Genomic DNA, 15,932 nt, shown 5'->3' on the forward strand with positions numbered 1-15,932 from the left:
TACAACCTCTCTTAGGCCGGCGTCTTGAATAAGGGGAGGGCAGCTAAAAGCAGGCTCACCAGCGCCACGGCAGCCAAGATGCCGCCGGGCTGGGCTAGCTGAGCCCAGCTGTCGCCACGAATCAACGCCCCGTAAAAACCTTCAATAGCCCAGGCATTCGGCGTGAACAGGCTTACCGTCTGCAACCAGTCAGGCATCATAAAACGTGGCACCATTGAGCCGCCGACGCTGGAAATAATGAGCACAAAAAAAGAAGAAAAGGTTGTCGCCTGTTGCGTTGTTCGACACAGCGACAGGAGTAAAAGTGCCAACCCAGCACTAGCGGCGGCGCAGGCAAGTGCCATGACAATGACTTTCGCCAAAGCGCTCTCTATCTGTAGTCCAAAACCGACCCTTGCGACCAGGAATATAGCGCTAGCCTGCAAGAATCCCAGACTTAACAAAAACAGAAACCGCCCCAGCAGTAACCGTGAATGCGCAGCTTTGCTCAGTAGAAGGCGTTCGGATATACCGTTTTGGCGCTCTTCCAAACTGACCATGCCCGCGTTCACGGCGGACAATAACAAGAACAGAATAGTGGTGGCACCCGCATAGTAAGCAATACCGCTAAGCCCAGATATTGACGCCGGCGCCTTGCCATAGACGGGTTCCAGCTCGATAAGCGAGTCTTCGACCGCTGCCTCGCCCGGGTCCCTGGCCATGGCTTCCAGAGCGGCGTCCAGGCGCGCTTGTTGTTCGGGCGAGAAACCCTCAACCAGAGCTTCTGTGGTTTGCGCAAGGCGTTGCACAAGAACCTGCGGTTGCTGGGAGAACAGGCGTTGGCGCAGCCAGCCTTGTAGAGACAGAGCGGCAATTTCACGGGTGGGCTCGCTGACAATAGTAAACAGCGGATCGTTGTCCGTGTCCGGTTGCCCGTGAACGATCACCCCCGTGTCGAAATTGCCTTGCCGCACCTCTTCCAGTAGTTGAGCACGGCTCGAATTGGGCAGAGCCGTAATCTCCAGCTCTTCGGTCTGCGTCAGGTACTGCGCAAACTCTTGCATCTGTTGATCTTCGGTTTCCACCACAAGACCGACCCGCAAGTGCAAGTCGCCTTCCGTGGCGCCGGAGAAGATACTGGCGAATATGGCGAATACCAAGCTGGGCAAAGCAAATGCCAGGAGTAACGCGCCGCGGTCACGCCATAAGCCCAGAGCCATCACCCGAAAAATTGCCCTCATGGCACCGTCTCCGCTGCAGAGTCGGTTCGAGCACCGGTAAAGTGCTGCATCACGTTTTTTAATCCAGGCCGACGCACCGAAACCTCGGCAATGGCATCACGTGCTTCGCCCAGGTCGCGGTAGAGGTGATCAATCAACTGATCCAGCGGCAGGTCACTTTGCAGCAACCATTCAGTGCTCTCATAACTACTCTCATCACTGCGAGGGCGAAAGCCGATCTCCTGCAGCCCCTCACAGAGTGCCGGGGAGGGCGTGTGAACCGTACGCACAACGAATAGCTGACGGTTGCCGAAGGTTTCCTGTATTAACGTCTGGGGCTCGGCCAAGGCTTGTAGTTGGCCTTGATGTAGAAGGGCTACGCGGTGGGATAGCACTTCAGCTTCATCTAACTCATGAGTCACTACGACCACGGCCGCACCTTGCTCGGCGCGGCGGCGAATAAGGCCGTGGATTGACATGCGCACATCCAGGTCGACCCCTGCCGTGGGTTCGTCCAGCACGAGTAGAGAAGGGTGCGAGACCAGGGTGGCTGCCAGGTGTAAGCGTCGTTGCATACCGCCGGACAAGTGATCCACTCGCACATGGGCTTTGTCTGTTAACTCGATTTCTTCCAGCGCTTGGCTGACCCGCGTGGGCACCTGGTGTCGGCTGACGCCTGCGCAGCGCGCGAAAAACGCCAGGTTCTCCCGTCCCGTCAGGTGCCGGTATAAACCCAGGAACTGGGGGGTGAAACCGATGGAATGCTGATAGGCCTTACCCGGAGAAAGCGCTTTTCCTGCAATGAATATTTGCCCAGAGGTGGGGCGCAGCTTGCCGGTAATGGCGCGCAATAATGTCGATTTTCCGGCACCGTTAGGCCCGAGGATGCCGAGTATTTCGCCTGGACGTACCTGTAAAGAAACGTCGTCTAAGGCGCTGTGGCTGCCGTAGACAACCCGTAGTTGATCAATGGTGAGTGCTGCAGTCGTCATTCGCAAGGTCTAAACCCCAAGCCTTTGCGCCGCACCGTTAAAGGTAACGAACTGTTGTTCCACGAGTGCTGCGAGTAAGGATCCATCGTATCCTGCTCTACTTAATTGCTCTCTTGCCATTGCTTGTGCATTGCTCAATGCGCTGCGAACTTCTTCCGGTGTGTAAAGAGAAAGCAAGGTGGTTTTCGCCGCATCCTGCTGCACGTCCTTACCGGTCTCCTGCACAAAGGTACTGTGATCCAACATATCATCGTAAAGCTGAAACAGCAGACCAAAGGCACGGGCAAAGCGCGTCAATGCGTCTATCACTTCTGCATCCAGCCCCCTAAGTCGTGCACCGGTGACGACAGCAAACTCAAACAGGCAACCTGTTTTCTGGTGGTAGAGTTGCTCAATGGCGCTCTTGGAGGCCACGGGGTGATTTTGTAAATCAGCGATCTGCCCGCCCACTAATCCCATAGAACCAATAACATGACTGAGATGAGCGCTAACGGCGACTTTGGTGGAAGCATCCACGCTGGGGCAATCGGCGATAACCCCGTACGCGAGGTTGAGTAAGTTGGTTGAGGCAAGAATGGCGGTGCTTTCGGAAAAGCGTATATGCGTGCAGGGGCGGTCGCGGCGCATAGTCGCATCGTCCATGCAGGGCAGGTCGTCGAGAATCAGCGAAGCGGTATGCACTAGTTCCGATACGCAGGCCATACGGAGGGTGTGACTGTCAGTGGCCACATTCGCAGCTAGAAGCGTAAGAAGCGGGCGCAATCGCTTGCCTGAACCCAGCAAGGCGTAATGCATGCCTTGATGCAGATGCGTGGGCGATGTTTCCTGAGCTGGCATAAGCTCCAGCAAGGTTGCGTTTACCATGCTCTTTAGATGGACAACATCCATCGGTGGAGTCATTGGAACTTGTCTCTTTCTACCTTGAGACGCGACAGGCGCGGACTCTGCGGCGGACGCTTGCGGCTTGCGTGTAAAGGTCACCCTGTACCCCCAGTTGCCTACCTATGCGGCCGTAATAAAGTCAGAGCTGACTTCCTTGAACCGCAATTTGAAGAATTGTATTAGCCTGGTCTTTTGGGTCACCATGAAAGACGGGCGACGACACGCTTCTCATCAGCGATTAGTGAAAACGACCAGCCATTGCGCTCACACAGCCGTTGCACGATACCCAGACCAAGACCATACCCCCGCGACGATGTCACCTCAGTCTGTGTGTGCCGCTTATCAGCGTCACTGCTCACCTGATTGGTGACTAAGAGCTCATGCTCTTTAATACGAATCGTGATCGGACCGTGCGCGTGGAGCGTATGCTCGAACGCATTTCGCACCAGATTATTGACCGCAATAGAAAAAGCCTGTGGATGACCGTTGACTCTGGGTTTTGCGAGTTCGTCGATATCAACATCGACGAATTTGCGGGTCAGCAGGTAGCGCTGCTGATCTATCGCTTTGCTCACCAGCGGCATCACTAAAAACTGCTCGTCATACAACCCGTCGTCGGTTTCGCGAGCGAGGCACAAGAACATTTCAATCGTGGTTTTCATATCGAGCGTAGCGCGCCTCACTCTATCTACCACCTTCACATCGGCCGCTGACAAATCACTTTGTTCAAGCAGCTCAAGTGCGCCTGTTATCACCGTGATCGGCGTCCGTAACTCATGACTGGCTGAACTGGTAAAATATCGTTCCCTCTCAACAAATGCGCTGATACGCTCAAGCGTCTTTTCGATGGTTCTCGCCAGCACGCCAACTTCATCATCGCCGAAACGGCTGGCCTCTATGCGTTTATGATCTTCGGCCGATAGTTGTTCCGGGTCGATGTTCGCGACTGCTTTGGCGAGTTGTGCCACAGGGGCGACAGCTTTGCGCATAACAACCACGCCCAGCGCGAAACCCAGAGTAGCGAGCGCACCCACGGCACCGGTGATAAAGAGCAGCCACCACCAATCCTCTGAAGACGCAGCTTCAATCCCGGCAACATCGAACACCACAAAGCCGTGTTGCTGTTCATTGTCGGTAGCTACTACCGCGACATGCAGTTCTTTTTCTTCGAATTCGTACAATCCTTCACCGGGATTGGTTTGGGCCCATTCCCTCAGTGATTCAGGCAAGCTACTGATCTCATCGTATCCGCGAAGGTTCATCGGCATATATGGGTAGCTCTCTGCGGCACGCTGCAGCTGATGCTGGAGCACTCTGTCTTCGGTAAACCTGATCGCCGCGAAGAAAGCGAGCCCCCAGGCCACGCTCAATACAGCAACGCACACCGCAAATGCAATGGCGACACGCGTGCGTAAACTGTGCCGGTACATTACTGAGCATCCTCTGCAATTCGGTACCCGATGCGATGCACGGTATGAATTAACGGGCAATCAAACGGCCTATCGATAGCCTGACGCAGCTTGTACAAGTGCGAGCGAAGCGCATCGCCATCGGGGCGCTCGTCAGCCCACAACAAGGTTTCGAGATCATCGCGAGCCACAACAGACGGCGCCTCTTCCATCAATCGTTGAAGTAGTCTCATGCCGGTAGGGGTGAGATCGATGCGCAGCCCCGCACGATGCACTTGCAGCGTGGATCTGTTCATCGTCAGATCACCAACCGTTAACAGATTGTCGGTCTTTCCGTGACTACGTTTGCACAGCGCCTGCAGACGCACATGTAGCTCTTGTAATGCGAATGGCTTGACCAAATAGTCATCGGCTCCCGCCTCGAACCCCTTAAGCTTATCGTCAAGCGTGTCTCTCGCCGTTAGCATGAGCACAGGCGTTTCTACTTTGGCATCAGCCCGCAGCTTCTTGCAGAAACTTAGGCCATCCATCCCTGGAAGCATCAGGTCCAGAACTATAACGTCGAACGGATTCGTCAACGCCAAGTACATAGCGCTGATACCGTCATAGGCAAAATCCACAACATAGCTATGCTTTTCAAGATACGCAGCGATGTTCTCGCAAATGTCGCGGTTGTCTTCGACAATCAGCACTCTAACCGGTGCCGCTCCAAGCACGTTTCCCATCAGCTGATCTCCCTTTTCAGGCATAACCCAGTTGCAGACCCAGTAGTGGCTCGGCCTCGCTGCCTTGATTAAACTCTGACAAGTTAGCAAAGCCGATGTGACTAAAACGTCGCTGAAATGTGAAAGCGACAATCTAGTGACAATAACAAATGCGAATAGGACGGTGCCGGCTTATTCGGCAGCGTGTCTGACCTTTTAGTCGGACTCCCGCTCTCGCATGGATTGATCCTCGTCGAGACTATCCGGTAATGCGTCTTTCAGAAGTCTTACCGGGGATCGGAACGATCAAGAAGTATTGCGTAAGTTTTCAGTAAGTCAGCGGCTGCGACAGTCAACACGCTTTCCACCCAACGTTGACTGAAGGGCCTCTGGTCTTTGGAGACTTCGCGCATGCTCTATCGACTCCTGCACCGGTGGCGCTGGCTTGGCGCCTGGACCCTGGCCAACCTGCTGCTAACCTGGATGATCTCGCTGCGCTATGTCGGCTATATCCAGCCCGAGGGGGCCGAGCAGTGGGGCTACCTGCTGATGGTTTTCCTCGGCCATCTCTCGCTGCTGGTATGGCTGGCCGCTCTGCCGATGTTCCTGCTGGCCACGCTTTTACGCGGCATCGGACTATGGCTGATGACGACCCTGTGGGCGAGTGGCCTGCAGCTGTTGCTGCTGCTTGATACTTTTGTCTACGCTCAGTATCGCTTCCACCTGAGCGGCTTCATCCTCGACTTGCTGCTCAACGCCGGGGGCGACGTGTTCAGCTTCTCATGGGTCGCCTGGGCAATGGCCGTCGGTGGCGTGCTGGGCATGTTGGCAGTGCAGGGTGGTCTCGGGCTGCTGGTCAGGCGGCGTCCACCGTCACGGCCTGTGGGCGCAATGCTGGTAGTGAGCTTGTTGGCCCTGCTGGGGGTACACGGTTGGCATGCCTGGGCGGATGCCCACTACGACCGCGACATCACCGGCATGACGCGTCATGTGCCGGTCTTCTATCCGGCCACTGCCAAGCGCTTTTTCGTCGAAAAGGGGTGGGTCGACCCCCAGGCGGTGCGCGATCGGGTGGATCTCGAGGCGACGGATGGCGAGGTGCAGGACCTGGTCTACCCCTCCGCGCCGCTGAGCTGCTCGCCGTCGGTGTCTTCCGACAACCTGTTGCTGGTGCTGCTGGATACCCTGCGTCACGACATGCTGACTCCTGAAGTGATGCCGAATCTTTACCGGTACGCCAATCAACCCGGTTGGTTCAGGGCGCGTGAGCATATCAGTGGCGGCAACTCCACCAAGGCCGGCGTCTTCAGCCTCTTCTATGGCCTGCCAGTCACCTACTGGGATGCATTTACTGCCAGCCAGACGCCCCCGGTGCTGATGGAGCGATTCAAGGCGGCCGATTACCGCTTTCAGGTTCTCTCTTCGGCGACGCTGGTGAGCCCTGCCTTTGACCGTAACGTTTTTGCCGGTCTCAAGGATATCTCGCTGGAGCCAGCACAGGGCGAGCCCTGGGAGCGCGACCAGCAGATCACCGATAACTGGCTAGCCTGGATGGACAAAGAAGAGGCAAGGTCAGATGAGCGCCCGTTTTTTGGTTTTCTGTTCTATGACGCCGTGCACGGCTACAGCCATCCGCCAGACTTCCCGCGGTTCACGCCCTATTGGGAACATATCAACCACATGAACCTGGGCCCTGACTTTGATCCCGAACCTTACTGGAACCGCTATCGCACGGCAGCGCGCTATGTGGATCAGCAATTGGGACGTGTACTCGATGACCTGGAGCGCCGTGGGCAGCTTGAGGATACTGCGATAGTGATTACTTCCGACCACGGGGAGTCTTTCAACGAACATGACAAGAACTACTGGGGGCATGGCAGCAACTACACGCCGGAGCAGGTCCAGGTCCCGCTGGTGATGCATTTGCCAGGGCGGTCCGGTGGTACGCTGGAGCGGCGAACGCACCATGCCGATATCGCACCGACGCTGCTCGAGGAACTGCTAGCCTGTGAATCGGCGCCTCAATATTACACCCTGGGGCAAAGCCTGTTGGACGACGAACCCCATCGCGACTGGATGCTTTCAGGCAGCTACATGGGTTATGGCATCCTGATGCCCGACTATCAGGTGGCCGTGCACCCCACAGGGGCCTTCGACATCTATGACTACCGTATGAACGAACTCGACAATACCAAGCTCCATGCCCGGGTGGCGAACGAGGTACTCAGGGCGCTGTCGAGGTTCTATCGCTAAGACACCAAGGTTGCAGCATTGCCCGCTTCAGCATACAGAGTGAATCAGCCATGACCTCAATGCCTATAACCATCTGTTGAGCAGGCCAATGGGTAACCCGACAAGGTGCAGATCTTCGACCCCGAACCCCGTGCGGCGTTGAAGGCTCGGCGGTTTCAATGACCAGGAACAACAAGTGTAGTGGCATAGTGAATTGGCTGCGCCGCAGGATGGTGGCGTTAAAGCCCATCTGCTCGATCATGTGCTCCACACTATACTTGTCGGCAAAGTGCGGCACATTGACGTACAGAACGCGACAGTTCGAGATGCCGCTGTAGCGGGTGCAGGGGCGGCCATGCTGCCGCAATCCATCATCGGAGGCCTGCTGGAAAGAGGCGAGCTGGTGTCGTGGGGCGCCGCTGGCAACGAAGTCGAGCTTTGGGTTCTGCATACCTCCCGACGCTTACAGAGCCCCAAAGTCCGGGCCTTTGTGGATTTCATCTGCAACTATTACCCCAGTGGATCATTTGTCGTTCAGGAATAATCTCTGGGCGCGGAAAGATCACGGCCTGAATCGCTGGGGCGCGCGATCATCGATCCAAGCTTTAGCGTTCCTATGGCCTTAGCCGTGTTCAGGGACTGATGACCTCGATGCTTGCTCGTCAACCAGCTGCGTTATGTTACGACGAAGCAGCGTCAGGATAATAACGGCTAGCGTTGATTAACGATGGGTTTTAGCAAGGAAAACAACTAATGCGTTCAGAAAAAGACAAGATGCTAGCAGGGGAGCTCTATAACCCTGCTGATCCGCTACTGCTAAAAGAGCGTGAAGAAACAAGGCGACAAGTGAGGCTCTACAATCACGTATTGGAAACTGACGCCCAGCGCTTAAAAGCCTTGAAAGCGTTGTTCGGATCGACGGGGGAATATCTCTATATAGAACCTAATTTACGCTTGGATTACGGGTATAACATTCATGTTGGCGAAAACTTTTTCGCCAACTTCGACTGTACTCTGCTGGATGTTTGTGAAATCCGGTTTGGCGATAACTGCATGCTCGGGCCAAATGTACAGATTTATACGGCCACGCACCCCCTTAATCCCCATGAGCGTAATGCTGGCAAAGAGTACGCAAAGCCGATTACGTTTGGCAATAACGTCTGGATTGGTGGTGGGGCAATCATTAATCCAGGCGTTAGGGTTGGCAATAACGTTGTTATAGCCTCAGGAGCTGTCGTTATTAAAGATGTGCCAGAGAATGTGGTGGTAGGCGGTAATCCAGCCAGGATAATTAAAAATATTGAGGCCTAAGTAAAAGCATCAGAGGCTCCCTTGGTCTTTCTAATCTCGTTGGCCGAGACGATCTGCTCAATCCTTGTAGGACAATGCACATCAGCTCGGCTCATCGCTGTCCGCAGATAAGGCTACCTCCTTGTACGCTTCGAGCGACTTAAGGCGCTCTTTAAGCGCATTGCTAATGGAGTCATAGGCAGTGCTGCCCAATGTAAGGCGTAATGGCGGGTTCGGCATATCCGCTGTTTTAATGATGGCATCAACGGTGTTGCCTGCATCGCCTTTAATGGCGAAAGCTCCAGATGCCAAAGCGCGACGAACCTCTCCCGCTGGGGTGTCTTCATAGGCGGGCATCGTCTGTGTGCGATCTAACCCCTCGCCAAAGTGGGTGGCAGTGGGGCCCGGCTCGGCGATAATGAAATCAATACCAAAAGGCGCGACCTCTTGTGCCACGGATTCTACAAACCCCTCGATGCCCCACTTCGTGGCGTGGTAAAGGCTGAAGCTGGGATAGGCGATCTGGCCGCCCTCTGACGATACTTGAACAATCCGGCCACCCCCTTGCTCGCGTAAATGGGGCAGTACGGCGCGCAGGAACTGGATAGAGCCTGTGAGATTGGTCGCGATTTGCCGCTCAATCTGTTCGTCACTGGCTTCTTCTGCAGCGCCAAAGAGTCCATACCCCGCATTGCTGACCACCACATCGATTCGACCAAGTGTTGCGAACGCTTGCGAAACGGCATCTCTCATCGTCTGCGTATCAGTCACATCAAAGGTAAGTATCTGCAAGCGATCTCCGTGTAAAGCGAGCAAGTCGTCCAACGAACCCTTCCGGCGTAGCGTTGCTATAACGCGGTCGCCGCGTTCAAGCAGCCGTTCAGTAAGTAGACGGCCGAGGCCGGTTGAGGTGCCTGTAATAAGCCAGGTTTTAGCCATGAGATATCTCCTAAGTCATTCATCAAGTGTTGCAAGACAAAGGCTAGGGCAGTAACACTAGTAAGAGAATACTCATCAATTGGCACGAGGAGGTGAAAGTAATTCACCAATGGGCAAGCCAACGTTAACCGACTTGAAGGCGTTTCAGGCCGTGGCAGAACACCGCAGTTTTCGCCGAGCAGCCGACCTTATGGGGGTTAGCCGTTCTTCACTTAGCCACACCGTGCGTACGCTGGAACAAAGGCTTGGAACCAGGCTGCTGCACCGAACCACACGTAGCGTCTCCCTGACCGAGAGCGGCGAGCGGTTGCTCTTGCGTTTGAGCCCGCTACTGAGTGATCTGGAATCGGTCTTGGAGGATGTATCGAGCGTCGAGGGAAAGGTCACAGGCCGACTGCGTATCAATGGCAGTGAAGGGGCTGTGCGGCTGTTGTTGCAAACCGTAGTACCGCGTTTCCTCACCCTTCATGATGGCGTTGAGCTGGATCTCGTGGCCGAGGGACGGCTGGTTGATATTGTTGAGCAGGGTTTTGATGCAGGCGTAAGGCTTAGAGAGGCAGTTCCCCAGGATATGATTGCCATCCCTGTGGGTCATGAGCTGCGTTTTCTTGCTGTTGCCTCTCCTGACTATCTATGTGGCCGGGTGGCACCAAAGGCACCGGACGATCTGACTTCCCACCAGTGCATAAGGCAAAGGCTGCCGAGCGGTAAACTCTACCGCTGGGAGTTTCAGCAGCACGGCCAGGATGTGGCGGTAGATGTGCCCGGCGCGCTGACCTTGGACAGTAGCCAACTGATGGTGGAAGCCGCAGCGGATGGGTTGGGGATTGCCTACGTGCCAGAGTCATATGCACACACCTATTTGGACGATGGGAGGCTGGTCACCGTGCTAGATGAGTGGTGCCCCCGCATCCCTGGGCTGTGTCTTTACTACCCCAATAACCGGCATGTGCCGCCCAGCCTGCGGGCTTTTATCAACCTGCTGCGAGATTTGCGAGCGTAGTCTCTATATAGTGCAACCTCCTGAATAAGCGCAGCGACGTCTGGGCCGCTTCAGCTTCGCTGCAGTTACCACGCACCATTGCCGCTGTATGGCCAATAACCCCCGCTATTAGATGACTTCCCCCTTGTGCTGACTAGGTGACTTTTGGGGCAGGCTTGAGTATGGCGTTGCCTGCCCTTGCCAGCCCAGCGGTAAAGGCAAGGCATGCGAAGACCAGCACAGCGTAGTCGGGTGTCAGCCGATCCATCAAAAAGCCAAAGAGTGGGGCGCCAGCCGTCTGGCCGATCGCGATGGTCAGAAAGCCGATCATCAGACCTGTAGCGGGCCGGTCGGGCAGCGCGGTGACACCCCATACCAGGTAGACACCTGTCACCGTGATGTAAGCCGCGCCGAACAGCATGCCACCGACGATTGCCAGTAAGGGAGTGGTGGCGCTGTTACCAACCAAAAGAATGCCTGCCGCCATTGCACCCAGAAACAGCCAATGCACGCGGTCGATCCCGAAACGCGCCACTAATGTGCCTGCGCCTGCGCCCACAATACCGGCTGCACCGATGGCGATCCAAAGCAGCCCCGCGCCGGTATTGCCCCACCCAAGCTGCAGCGCGACGAGTTTGCCGCCGAAAGACCAAATAGCGGTGCTGGAGGCGCCCATCAGAAAAGCAGCCGCGATCAAGCGCATAATAACGCTGTTAAAGGGCGGCAGGCCGCCCGAGACCTGGGTCGCCTTGGTGCCGCTGCGTACGCTGAGCGCGGCGACTACCGCCATCACAAAAGCGGCCACGGCAAAAAAAGCGAAAGCCAGCCGCCATTGGCCTCCCATTAGTAACGCGACGGGCCCTGAAAGCACCACACCGGCACTCGTTCCGGCATTAATGATCGTGTTGGTGGCACTTTGCCGGTCTGGCCGCACGGCGGCGGCCACCGCTGCAGCCATGGGCGGAGAGGCCAGCCCGGTGCTTGAGCCAGCCAGCATGACCGCGCTGGCGAGTAATAGTGGGGAGGGCGCCATGGCGATGCCTGCCATGCCGACTGCCGCGACCAGCGCCGCCCCAATGGCAATGGCGCGGGCGCCGATGCGTTCGGTCAGGTAGGCCGATAAGATGATGGCGATACAGTAGCCCAGGAATGAACCGCCCGATATGAAACCACTCAAGGTGGGCGTGAGAGCAAGGTCAGTGTCGATCTGGGGCAGAAAGAGCCCGAAGGCGAAGCGCGCAAAACCATAGCACACTGCGATTAAGCCAAACCCCGCCGCACCGAGGTACACGCTGGGGCTCATGATCGTGCCTGCTTGAGCAGTGCTAATGCGGCTTTGTGTGCCGAGACTACCGCCTCCGGGCCACGGTAAATCGCGGCTGCGGTGGCGCCTTCGTACAGGATAAGGATCTGCTCGGCGAGTTCCGGCATCTCCTGGCCATCGGTTTCTATCGCGACAATGTCCTGGATCTTGTCATAAAGCCTTGCCTTGTGGGCCAGCACGGCGTCGGTGATTTCCGGCGTGTCACCGCCAGTTTCGCCGTAAGCCCGCAGAAAAAGGCATCCTCTTGCGCTCTCGCTCCTTATCCATTCTTTCAGCGCGTCGAAGAGCGCATCAACGCTCTCCACTTCGATGAGCGGCTGGAACCGTCGATGGCGCTCTTTGAGCACCTCCGTTATCAGCGCTGTTTTACTACCCGCATGCTTGTAGAGCGTTCGGCTCGACATGCCAGCCGTCTTGGTTAGCTTGTCCATCCCGGTGGCGGTAAAGCCGTGCCGGTCGAAAAGCTGCTCTGCTGCTGAAATAAGCTTTGTTTTGGTATCCATGTGAGCAGTGTAAAACGATCATTTTACATCGTCAATTATTACCTGCTCGTGATGAAATACGAAGAACTCACATCTTGTTGAGCAACTCGACCGCTTGATCGAAGTGTCCATCACGCTCTGCCCAGCGCAGAAAGTTCACTTTCTCAACCAGAATTTCCTTGGGTGTCGGTTGCTGGCTAAACAGCGTCATAACCTCTTCGATATAGTCGTTGAGTGGCATGTAGCCTTCACGGGTCGATTGGCCTGGCGTCAGCTCTGTCTGTACGGCGGGGGAGCCAGCTCAATGAGCTCGACCTTGCCCTTAAGCTGTTCGCGAAGGGAGATTGTGTAGGAGTGGATAGCTGCCTTGGTGGCGTTATAGGTGGGCGTGCCGCTTAACGGTACAAACGCCAACCCTGAGGAGACATTCACGATGGCGGCGTCCGGTTGGTTGACCAGGTGGTCGGTCAGTGCGTTTGTCAGCCGGATGGGCCCGAGCAGGTTGGTGACGACCGTCTGCTCGGCATCGCTCAGGTCTCGAGTGCAGGACAAATCCTCACGCCGCATAATGCCCGCATTGTTGATCAGCACATTGAGGTTGGGATGCTCGGCGATGGCACGCTCAGCAAAGGCGGTGATCTCCTCTGGATCCTCAACATCGACAACCATCGCGTGCATGTCGCGCTGGTCAGCAATGGTTTCCTCCAGCGTTTCCATTCGCCGTCCTGCGACGATCACGGTGTTGCCAAGCGCTTTAAAGCGTAAGGCTAGCTCACGACCAATCCCGGAGCCGCCGCCGGTGATGAGAAGGGTATTTCCTGATGTTTTCACTGCTTTACCCTCCGCCTATCGTTAGAATTCAATGCTAATAATGTCGATAGTCGCGCCGCTCGGATCGCTTCATCGCCGAAGAGACGGAGCGGCTGCGCTGACCTTTACTTTTTAACAATTCCACGACTGCTGGGCTTGCCAACCCTTGCGCAAAACTTGCCTGATCCTGCGGGGGGCGCAACAATTCGGCGCTGAGCAGTACGGTTTGATTACTCGGGAAGCCTTGCAATGACCTTGATTTCAAAGTCGAATCCCGCCAGCCAGGTCACGCCGACCGCCGTCCAGTTCGGGTAGGGTTTTTCCGGGAACGCGCGCGCCTTGGCTTCCATGACTGCGGCGAACTGAGCTTCTGGGTCAGTATGGAAAGTCGTCACGTCGACGATATCCTCGAAGCTTGCGCCCGCTGCTTCCAGGACACTCTGTAGGTTGTCAAAAGCGAGCTGCACTTGAGCGGCGAAGTCCGGCTCGGGAGAGCCGTCTTCACGGCTGCCAACCTGGCCCGAAACAAACAGTAGATCGCCGGAGCGAATGGCCGCGGAGTAGGCGTTCTGTTCATAAAGCGCTTGGCGGCCTGGGGGGAAAACAACGTCACGTTTAGCCATGTGTATCTCCATCAATAGGTCGAAGCCGACCCTTTATCTACGATGGCGTCACTTTAAGCCGTCACTAGAGGTGGATAAACGGCGAATTCTGTTCAACATTGTTTGTATATTTCAAACAATCAAAGGTGTTTGGCACCCTCATGGATCGTTTTAACGCAATGCAGGCTTTTGCTCGAGTCGTGGAGACGGGCAGCTTTACCAAGGCCGCTGAAACCCTTCATATGAGCAAGACCAGCGTGACGCAACTGGTGCAACAGCTAGAGGCACGGCTGCGCGTCAAGCTGCTCAACCGCACCACCCGGAAGGTTAACGTTACGGCGGACGGCGCGGCCTACTACGAGCGCGTTATCAAGCTTCTGGCTGATATGGATGATGCCGAAACCAGCCTTTCCAATGCTTCTGTGCTGCCTCGCGGCCTACTAAGAGTAGACGTGCCCAGTCCTTTTGCACGTATGATCCTGATTCCAGCCCTGCCCGCGTTCCACGCCCGTTATCCCGATATTCAACTCGATATGGGGGTGAGCGATCGAATGGTGGATTTAATTGGGGAAAGCGTGGACTGTGTAGTGCGCGGTGGGGAGCTCACCGATTTGTATTTGGTGGCACGTCGCGTAGGTGATCTGACGCTTGGGTTTTTTGCCGCGCCAAGCTATCTGGAAAGTACCGGTCTCCCTTCGCACCCGCAAGAGCTCTCACTTCCCCCGCACTACATTGTCGGTTTCAGATGGGCACGTTCTGGTTTGGCTTTTCCCTACGCCCTGCACCGCAATGCAGAGCGTGTCACCGTGCAGGGGCGCTATGTGATCTCGGTCGACGATGGGAACGCTGGGCTTGCAGCAGGTCTGGCGGGGCTCGGCATCATTTGGCTCCCGGATTACATGGCCAGAGAGCACGTAACGCGTGGTGAGCTGGTGCGCTTGTTTGATGACTGGCACCTCGATCCCATGCCGATGTACGTCGCCTTTCCACCGAATAGGCATGTAAGCGCCAAGCTGCGCGTATTTATCGATTGGGTCGTGGAGTTGATGGCTCAAAATACGCTTGGCGATAATCGGACGGGCTATAAACGCTGATATTTACGTCTTCCAGGGGCAGCGGTTGATATGTTGCCGCAGTGAAGCCGTTTAGTCATGCATGCTTGGTTTCAAGCTCGCCGGGAGTGGTCTTTATTGCTATTAAAGTAGGGCTATATGTCAGCAATCTCTATGCTTGAGTTAACATGTCTATGTTTTCTTAAAAGTGTTAGGCCATGAATGGAATTGAAAAATGGGTGAGGGAGGCGTGAATCTAACAAGGCATAAAGCCGCGCTCTATCGGCAGTTAGCGCCGGAAGCACGTCAGCAGAATGGGCTTTCAATACTCAATCAAGTGATTGGTGTGCTTATTTTGTTGGCATCGTTAACGGCTATTTTGGAGACGGAGCCTACCCTTCGCGCAAGCGCGCCATGGCTTTTCCCTACGCTCGAAACGATATTCGTGGTGGTGTTCATTATTGAGTATCTACTGCGGCTTTATTCGATAGGGGAAGACCCGCGGTATCGTGGGTTGAGTGGCCGTCTTCGCTATATCTTTTCGTTTTGGGCGTTAGTCGATCTGATCGCTATTTTGCCCTATTTTCTGGGTTTCCTGGCTCATAATAATGCCTTTTTAGTACGTCTATTGCGCTTGTTGCGTATGTTACGACTTGCCCGTTTGGGGAGATTTAGCCAAGCTTGGGCGGCACTAGCAATTGCCCTACACTCGCGATCTCATGAGCTATGGTTAAGCGCGGGCGTTGCCGGGTTATTGTTACTGTTTTCATCCTGCTGTCTATACGTAGCAGAAGCGTCAACGCAGCCGGAGGCGTTTGGCAGTGTGCCTCGGGCGTTGTGGTGGAGTATCGCTACGTTAACCACCGTTGGCTATGGCGATGTCACGCCGGTAACGGCAATCGGCAAACTTTTTGCTGGCCTAACCGCGGTGGCAGGCATAGGCATCATCGCTATGCCCACTGGGATCTTGGCGGCGGCGTTTAGTGATGCCTTCCAGAAAGCACATAAGATGCCAGAAAGTGGTGAGGAATAG

General features: G+C 55.6%; 17 protein-coding genes. 6 read left to right on the plus strand and 11 right to left on the minus strand.

Annotation, left to right across the window (positions count from 1 at the left end; genetic code table 11):
- Positions 1-11: 11 nt before the first annotated feature.
- The 5 genes from ACT3UM_RS14295 to ACT3UM_RS14315 all read right to left on the minus strand — a co-directional run bounded on the left by ACT3UM_RS14295 (position 12) and on the right by ACT3UM_RS14315 (position 5,207).
- A complete protein-coding gene (locus tag ACT3UM_RS14295) occupies positions 12-1,220 on the minus strand; it encodes an ABC transporter permease (RefSeq protein WP_498899841.1) in 1,209 nt (402 codons plus the stop codon).
- Positions 1,217-2,191: a heme ABC exporter ATP-binding protein CcmA gene (gene ccmA, locus ACT3UM_RS14300; RefSeq protein ID WP_498899843.1), complete on the minus strand. Its 975-nt coding sequence runs from the start codon at positions 2,189-2,191 to the stop codon at positions 1,217-1,219. Before ccmA ends, ACT3UM_RS14295 begins: the two co-directional genes overlap by 4 nt.
- A 9-nt stretch (positions 2,192-2,200) precedes the next feature.
- On the minus strand, positions 2,201-3,091 hold the full coding sequence (locus tag ACT3UM_RS14305; protein WP_498899845.1) for a polyprenyl synthetase family protein: 891 nt from the start codon (positions 3,089-3,091) through the stop codon (positions 2,201-2,203).
- 179 nt (positions 3,092-3,270) lie between these two features.
- Positions 3,271-4,503, minus strand: coding sequence for a sensor histidine kinase (locus tag ACT3UM_RS14310; RefSeq protein WP_498899847.1), 1,233 nt, complete (start codon positions 4,501-4,503; stop codon positions 3,271-3,273).
- Positions 4,503-5,207, minus strand: a complete 705-nt coding sequence (locus tag ACT3UM_RS14315) for a response regulator transcription factor (protein WP_498899849.1) — start codon at positions 5,205-5,207, stop codon at positions 4,503-4,505. The genes ACT3UM_RS14310 and ACT3UM_RS14315 overlap by 1 nt, the downstream gene beginning before the upstream one ends.
- Before the next feature lie 390 nt (positions 5,208-5,597).
- Here ACT3UM_RS14315 and ACT3UM_RS14320 point away from each other — a divergent pair, with 390 nt between their 5' ends.
- From ACT3UM_RS14320 to ACT3UM_RS14330, 3 genes are all read left to right on the plus strand, one after another.
- Entirely contained in the window at positions 5,598-7,439 is a 1,842-nt protein-coding gene (locus ACT3UM_RS14320; RefSeq protein WP_498899851.1) for a DUF3413 domain-containing protein, read from the plus strand.
- A gap of 334 nt (positions 7,440-7,773) precedes the next feature.
- The gene (locus tag ACT3UM_RS14325) at positions 7,774-7,962 is read left to right on the plus strand and encodes a hypothetical protein (protein ID WP_498900068.1); all 189 of its coding nucleotides are present in this window, start codon (positions 7,774-7,776) and stop codon (positions 7,960-7,962) included.
- Between the two features lie 209 nt (positions 7,963-8,171).
- A complete protein-coding gene (locus tag ACT3UM_RS14330; RefSeq protein ID WP_498899853.1) occupies positions 8,172-8,729 on the plus strand; it encodes a sugar O-acetyltransferase in 558 nt (185 codons plus the stop codon).
- 81 nt (positions 8,730-8,810) lie between these two features.
- Here ACT3UM_RS14330 and ACT3UM_RS14335 read toward each other — a convergent pair whose 3' ends face one another.
- A complete protein-coding gene (locus tag ACT3UM_RS14335) occupies positions 8,811-9,647 on the minus strand; it encodes an SDR family oxidoreductase (protein ID WP_498899855.1) in 837 nt (278 codons plus the stop codon).
- A gap of 109 nt (positions 9,648-9,756) precedes the next feature.
- Between ACT3UM_RS14335 and ACT3UM_RS14340 the strand changes: the two genes are divergently transcribed.
- Positions 9,757-10,650: a LysR family transcriptional regulator gene (locus ACT3UM_RS14340; protein ID WP_498899857.1), complete on the plus strand. Its 894-nt coding sequence runs from the start codon at positions 9,757-9,759 to the stop codon at positions 10,648-10,650.
- A 133-nt stretch (positions 10,651-10,783) separates the two neighbouring features.
- On the opposite strand, the gene ACT3UM_RS14345 is transcribed toward ACT3UM_RS14340, so the two are convergent.
- The 5 genes from ACT3UM_RS14345 to ACT3UM_RS14365 all read right to left on the minus strand — a co-directional run bounded on the left by ACT3UM_RS14345 (position 10,784) and on the right by ACT3UM_RS14365 (position 13,868).
- Complete coding sequence (locus ACT3UM_RS14345) at positions 10,784-11,932, minus strand: MFS transporter (protein WP_498899859.1); 1,149 nt, start codon at positions 11,930-11,932, stop codon at positions 10,784-10,786.
- The gene (locus ACT3UM_RS14350; protein ID WP_498899861.1) at positions 11,929-12,456 is read right to left on the minus strand and encodes a TetR/AcrR family transcriptional regulator; all 528 of its coding nucleotides are present in this window, start codon (positions 12,454-12,456) and stop codon (positions 11,929-11,931) included. The genes ACT3UM_RS14345 and ACT3UM_RS14350 overlap by 4 nt, the downstream gene beginning before the upstream one ends.
- 67 nt (positions 12,457-12,523) lie before the next feature.
- On the minus strand, positions 12,524-12,676 hold the full coding sequence (locus ACT3UM_RS14355) for a hypothetical protein (RefSeq protein ID WP_498899862.1): 153 nt from the start codon (positions 12,674-12,676) through the stop codon (positions 12,524-12,526).
- 29 nt (positions 12,677-12,705) lie between these two features.
- On the minus strand, positions 12,706-13,266 hold the full coding sequence (locus ACT3UM_RS14360; RefSeq protein ID WP_498899864.1) for an SDR family oxidoreductase: 561 nt from the start codon (positions 13,264-13,266) through the stop codon (positions 12,706-12,708).
- A gap of 209 nt (positions 13,267-13,475) precedes the next feature.
- Positions 13,476-13,868, minus strand: coding sequence for a RidA family protein (locus ACT3UM_RS14365; protein ID WP_498899866.1), 393 nt, complete (start codon positions 13,866-13,868; stop codon positions 13,476-13,478).
- 140 nt (positions 13,869-14,008) lie between these two features.
- Here ACT3UM_RS14365 and ACT3UM_RS14370 point away from each other — a divergent pair, with 140 nt between their 5' ends.
- Both ACT3UM_RS14370 and ACT3UM_RS14375 read left to right on the plus strand, forming a co-directional pair.
- Positions 14,009-14,941 carry a LysR family transcriptional regulator gene (locus tag ACT3UM_RS14370; RefSeq protein WP_498899868.1) on the plus strand — a complete coding sequence of 311 codons (933 nt, stop codon included), beginning with the start codon at positions 14,009-14,011 and terminating at the stop codon, positions 14,939-14,941.
- Between the two features lie 193 nt (positions 14,942-15,134).
- Positions 15,135-15,932: an ion transporter gene (locus ACT3UM_RS14375; protein ID WP_498899870.1), complete on the plus strand. Its 798-nt coding sequence runs from the start codon at positions 15,135-15,137 to the stop codon at positions 15,930-15,932.

Source organism: Halomonas sp. AOP13-D3-9 (assembly GCF_052379125.1).
In the GTDB taxonomy this organism is placed as follows: Bacteria; Pseudomonadota; Gammaproteobacteria; order Pseudomonadales; family Halomonadaceae; genus Vreelandella.